The sequence below is a fragment of the Clostridium sp. DSM 8431 genome (assembly GCF_900116755.1).
In the GTDB taxonomy this organism is placed as follows: Bacteria; Bacillota; Clostridia; order Clostridiales; family Clostridiaceae; genus Clostridium.
Genome location: NZ_FPBY01000195.1, coordinates 1 through 5926, shown reverse-complemented (window position 1 = coordinate 5926; position 5926 = coordinate 1). Strand labels below are relative to the sequence as shown.

Sequence of the window (5926 nt, the reverse complement as noted above, 5' to 3'; positions counted from 1 at the left end):
GGGGCAACTGCTAGTAGCTATTTATATAGTATTGTAGAAACTGCCAAGGCTAATAAACTGGTTATAGAAAAGTATTTAGTTTATCTTTTTGATAACTTAATAAATATAGATACAACCGATAGCGAAAGCTTAGAGAATCTTATGCCTTGGGCTGATAAGATACCGGATGATCTAAAAATTAAAGATAAGAAATAGTAAATCCCTATAAAGATAATTGAGGTATGATGTAAATCTCAATAACTTTATAGGGATATTTTATTACTATTTTTGAAGCAATAAAAGACGCCAAAAACTTTTACGCTTACGTATCAAGTATATTGATACTGTCTTTTTTACTTATAGATATAAGTAAAAAAGTTTCTGATAGCCAGCACTTATTATGGCAGGATTTCTGATATATAAGGCCTTTAATTCACATATTATAATTAAAATTTTTATTACTTTTTTGTTACAAAATTACTATAAAAAATATTAAGATGATATAATTAAATATAGTGTCACTAAAATGTTTATAAATTAAACAAAAATTAGTTGGAGGTCGATAGATGATAGTTAATAAGCCCAAAAAGAAAAAGAAGTTATTAAGATTTAATGTTTATTATATTATTATGGGGATGATATTTACTGTAATTACATTAAGATTATTATATATTCAGGTATATAAACACGACGATTATCAAGAAAAAGCAGATACAACAGCAACTAAGTTTATATCTGAAAAGGCACCAAGGGGGATTATATATGATGATAAAGGAAATGTTTTAGCATCTAATGAACAAACATACATAGTGACATATACATCTACTACTGAAGCAGATAAAAGCTTTTTTCAAACAGTAGATTTGTTATCTGATATTATTGGAGATAGCCTTACAGATGATTTAAAAATTAAAGTAGATGAAAATGATAAAGTGTATTTTGATTATTCATCAACTGACGAAGATAGTAGAAAATCAGAAAGATTAAGATTTTTAAAAGATAGAGGATTTGATGAAGATATAAAAAATAAATTATTTCCTGATTCAGAAAATGATGATTTAAGTGATGAACAACTTTCTGAGATAAATTCAGAACTTCTTAAAATATCTGATGAAGATATATTTTATCAAATGATTAAGAATTATAAGCTAATAAACTTAGTTGATTCAAATCCAAGTGCTGAAAAGAAAAAGGAATATGAAGATATGTCTGGAGAAGACATTACAAAAATATTACTTAAAGATCATTCAATGAGTCAGCTTAGAAATTATCTTCTTGTTAAAGATGCTCTTCATATTCAGAGTATTAAGGGAAAAGATAATATTACTATTGCAAATGGAATAGATAAAAATACAGCATCTATAATTTATCAAAGACTTAATGATCTTCCAGGAGTAGATGTTAATACTCAGCCTGTAAGATATTATCCTTATAAAACATTAGCAGCATCTGTATTAGGATATATATCATCAATTGATAGTGCAAGTGCAGAAAGATATGAATTAAGTGGTTATGATACTTCTACAGATTTAGTTGGGGTTTCAGGTATAGAAAAAGCCTTTGAAGATCAATTAAAAGGAACAAAAGGTGGAACAACAGTAAAAGTTAATTCTAAGGGAAGAGTAACTCAAAATTTATTTAAACTTGAATCTTATCCAGGAAATAATGTACATCTTACAATAGATAAGGATTTACAATATGTGGCTGAAGAATCATTAAAAGATAGTATTGCTTATGCAGCAACAACAAGTGATAATGGACACAGTTATAGTGGAGCAAACAGAGGTGCTGCTATTGTTGTAAATGTAAAGACAGGAGAAATACTTGCAAGTGTTTCTTACCCAAGTTTTGATCCTAATGATTTTAGAACTGGGCAGTTAAGTACTGAAAAGAGAAATGAATACTTAAATCCTGATTATGAAGCTTATGCTCAGCACATAATTAGTAAGTTTGGATTAAAGAAAACTGTTGATGATTTGTTCCCTTTAAATAGTGATGGTTCTAGATCTGATTTATATGATTTATATCCTAAGCCATTATTTAATTATGCAACTCAAGGTAAAATACAACCAGGGTCTACTTTTAAACCATTAACTGCATTAGTAGGGTTAGAAGAAGGGGTTATCACTCCAGATGCTACTATTTATGATTCAGGAGTATTCAATATTCATAAAGATGTATACGGATCAGGTTTTGCACCTAAGTGTTGGAAATCAGGTGGACATGGTTCTCTAAATGTAGCAGGAGCTATAGAACAGTCTTGTAACTTTTTCTTCTATGAAGTAGCTTATAGATTATATGAAAAAGGATTAGAAGATGGATTAAGTAAGACAGAAGCATTAAATGCAGTATCTAAATATGCATGGAAGTTTGGATTAGGTTATGATCCTACAAATAAAAATGCATCAAAAACTACAGGAGTTGAAATAGAAGAAGGCTTTGGTCAGACATATAATTACTTAACTAATAAGCTTAATTATGTAAGTCAATCTAAGTTCTTATTAAGAGATATATTAGAAAGTGGATATTATGCAACTACTAATACAAGTTTTGTACCTTTTGATTATTCTGCTAACGATGATGACGGTGATGAATTAAAAAGTGCTAAGGTAGAGTTGAAAGATAAAATTAAAGATGAATTACTTAAGGTTGGAGAGGAAACTTTAAGAGTAGATGATTTTTCTGAAGAAATATTAGATAATGTAACTTCAATCATGAATCTTTCAGATAAGTATCAAGATAATTTATCAAAAAGTTTTCAACCTACAACTGTTGATAAGCAAGCAAAAATAGTAGCAAATGTTATTGCAACTCATACAATTTCAGATATTGGTACTCAAATACTTTCACCAGGTCAACAAGTATTTGGAGCGATTGGACAAGGTATTAATACATTTACTCCAATGCAAATGGCTCAATATGTAGCTACATTAGCTAATAAAGGAACTAGATATAAATTACACTATGTAAGTAAGATAACAAGTCCTGATGGACAAGTATTACAAGAGTTTTCACCGGAAGTTGTAGATGAAACTAATATAAGTGATACAACATGGAATGCAATTGTTGCAGGTATGGAAAGTGTTAATGATGGTCAAGATGGTACAGCTGCTTCAGCATTTGAAGGATTTCCAACAGATGTTATAAAAACAGCAGGTAAAACAGGTACTGCGGATTTTAGAGATGATCAGTATGAATACGGAAGAGCACCATTTGCCACATATATAGGTTTTGCACCAGCAGATGATCCAGAAATTGCTGTAGTAGCAGCTATTTATGATGGTGGACATGGTGGTAGTGCTGCGAGAGTAGCAAAAGCAGTATATGAAGAATATTTTAAAGATAGAATATTAGCTGCTCATCCAAATTATCCAGAGTATTCATCAACATATCAAAAATATATAAAGAATATTCCTACTATGCCAGGGGATAATAAAGAACAATAAATTTAACCTTAGTAAAAAGAGTATCAAAAAATGATACTCTTTTTATATTTTAAAGGTATAATTTAATATTCATTTTTTATTATTAATGATATAATTATATAGAGTAAATATATAAAATATGAGTGTAATAGTTGGAGGGTATCCAATGGAGACTAATGGAGTAATTATTAAGGGGAATAAAGATGGTTTAAATGCACTAGTTGACATAAAAAAATTTGGTGGTTTTGAAGAGATGTTATTAGTACTTACTGAGAAATTATTACGAGGGAAAAAGTTTTATAAGAATTCAATATTGTACATAACCATTGATACTTCTTTATTAAATGAGAATGAGATGGAAAAACTTAAAAAGGTCATATTAGATGAAATTGAAGTAAAAGAAATCATTATTGAAAGTATTCAGGATAAAGCTAAAAAAGCCACTAAAAATAAGAGCATAGAACAAGAAGCCACAGGAGAAGCCTTTGATGGAGTGCAGGAAGGAAAGACAAAATTTTTGCGTAAAACTGTTAGAGGTGGACAATGCGTTCATTTCCCAGGGAATATTGTCATTATTGGTGATATTAATAGTGGAGCAGAAGTTTATGCTGATGGAAATATAATCGTTTTAGGGAGCATTAAAGGAAATGTATTTGCTGGAAATGCTGGGGATAGTAATGCTGTTATTGCTGCATTTTCACTTCAGCCAGAGATACTTAAAATTGGTGATATTATAACAATTTCACCGGATAACCAAAAGCCAAGATATCCAGAGGTAGCAAGGATAAAAGATGGCGAAGTTATTGTTGAACCATATTTAACTAACAAGTATATATATTAATTTATGGAGGGATATGAAAAAATGGGAGTTTCAATAGTTATTACATCAGGAAAAGGTGGTGTTGGTAAAACAACAACTACGGCTAATATAGGTACAGCGTTAGCATCATTAGGGAAAAAAGTTGTAGTTATCGACGGAGATACAGGACTTAGAAATTTAGATGTATTAATGGGTTTAGAAAATAGAATTGTTTATACATTAATGGATGTTATAGAAGGAAGATGCAGATTAAAGCAAGCGCTAATTAAGGATAAAAGATTTTCAAATTTATGTTTACTTCCTACAGCTCAAACAAAGGATAAAGATGATATTAGTACAGCTGATATGTTAAAGATAGTAAACGAATTAAAGGAAGAATTTGACTATGTATTAATAGATTCTCCAGCAGGTATTGAACAAGGATTTGAAAATGCAGTTATTGGAGCTGATAGAGCTTTAGTTGTTGTAAATCCTGAAATAACATCTGTAAGAGATGCAGATAGAGTTATAGGAAAACTTGATGCAAAGGGATTAGATGATCATGCAGTAATAGTTAACAGATTAAATTATGAAATGACAAAAAGAGGAGATATGCTTGATGTTTCAGATATCATAGAAACTCTTTCAGTAAAACTTATAGGTGTAGTTCCAGATGATAGAAACATAACAGTATCAACTAATAAAGGAGAACCTATTGTTCTTGAAGATTCTTCAAAAGCAGGAAGTGCATTTAGAAATATTGCAAAGAGAATTAATGGTGAAGAAGTTCCTTTCTTAGATTTAAGTACTGAATCAGGTGGTTTCTTAGGATCAATTAAAAAATTATTTGGTCGTAAGTAGGAGGTGTTAATTCATGGGCTTTTTTGGAAGCATTGGTGGAAGGCAAAAACCAAAGGATGTTGCTAAAGATAGATTAAAGTTAATATTAATACACGATAGAGGTAATATTCCAACAAATACATTAGAAAAAATGAGATTAGAAATACTTGAAGTGCTTTCAAAGTATGTAGAGATAGAAGCAGACGATGTAGAAATTTCGGTTACTAAAAGTGGCGAGGTCTTAAGCGGTGATTCTACGTCATCTTTAGTAGCAAATATTCCTATAAAGGGTGTACGTGGGAGATAGTATATCTATTTTAACGCCTAAGAAGGTATGGAATTTTCAAGTGAGTAAAACATAATAAATAGAAAATTCCATACATCTAAAATGGTCAAGACGTTAAAAATGATTATATGGACCCAAAAGGATACAGAGCTTGTTATTTTGCTTTGAAAAAATTTTAAATATTGTATGTTATAGAAAGAGATAATAGCTTTTTTATAACATACAATATTTTTATTTTGGCTGTATTATGAATAAAAGTGATAAATATAGGCAAGTATCTAAACAAATGATTATTTGGAGATGAAGAAGATGTGTTCGGATAACTATAATGAAATTTTAGAAGGAATTAAACCTTTAAGTAATGCAGCTAAAAGAAAGTTAATAATAGACATAAGTATATTAATAAATCTTTCTTCTAATAAAGATAATACAGAATTAATATGCCCTCACTGCGGTAATAAATACATAGTTAAAAATGGAAAGAATAAAGAAACTCAAAGATATCTTTGTAAATCTTGTAGAAAATCCTTCGTAAACACTACTAATACACCTATTTTCTCATCTAAAAAGAATTTAGAAACTTGGATAAAATTTGTT

At 29.6% G+C, this 5926-nt stretch carries 5 protein-coding genes and 1 pseudogene; all 6 read left to right on the top strand.

What is annotated here, in order from left to right:
• On the top strand, positions 1–195 hold a 195-nt coding region (locus tag BM384_RS14890), incomplete at its 5' end, for a transposase domain-containing protein (RefSeq protein ID WP_139232142.1).
• Positions 196–545: 350 nt separating this feature from the next.
• Positions 546–3425 (top strand): peptidoglycan D,D-transpeptidase FtsI family protein, encoded by a 2880-nt coding sequence (locus tag BM384_RS14885; protein ID WP_090014755.1) that lies wholly within the window; start codon positions 546–548, stop codon positions 3423–3425.
• A gap of 145 nt (positions 3426–3570) precedes the next feature.
• Positions 3571–4245, top strand: coding sequence for a septum site-determining protein MinC (gene minC, locus BM384_RS14880; RefSeq protein WP_090014753.1), 675 nt, complete (start codon positions 3571–3573; stop codon positions 4243–4245).
• A gap of 21 nt (positions 4246–4266) precedes the next feature.
• Positions 4267–5064: a septum site-determining protein MinD gene (minD, locus tag BM384_RS14875; protein WP_090014751.1), complete on the top strand. Its 798-nt coding sequence runs from the start codon at positions 4267–4269 to the stop codon at positions 5062–5064.
• Positions 5065–5077: 13 nt separating this feature from the next.
• The gene (minE, locus tag BM384_RS14870) at positions 5078–5350 is read left to right on the top strand and encodes a cell division topological specificity factor MinE (RefSeq protein ID WP_090014749.1); all 273 of its coding nucleotides are present in this window, start codon (positions 5078–5080) and stop codon (positions 5348–5350) included.
• A gap of 288 nt (positions 5351–5638) precedes the next feature.
• Positions 5639–5926: pseudogene (locus tag BM384_RS14865) on the top strand (recombinase zinc beta ribbon domain-containing protein); the annotation flags it as partial.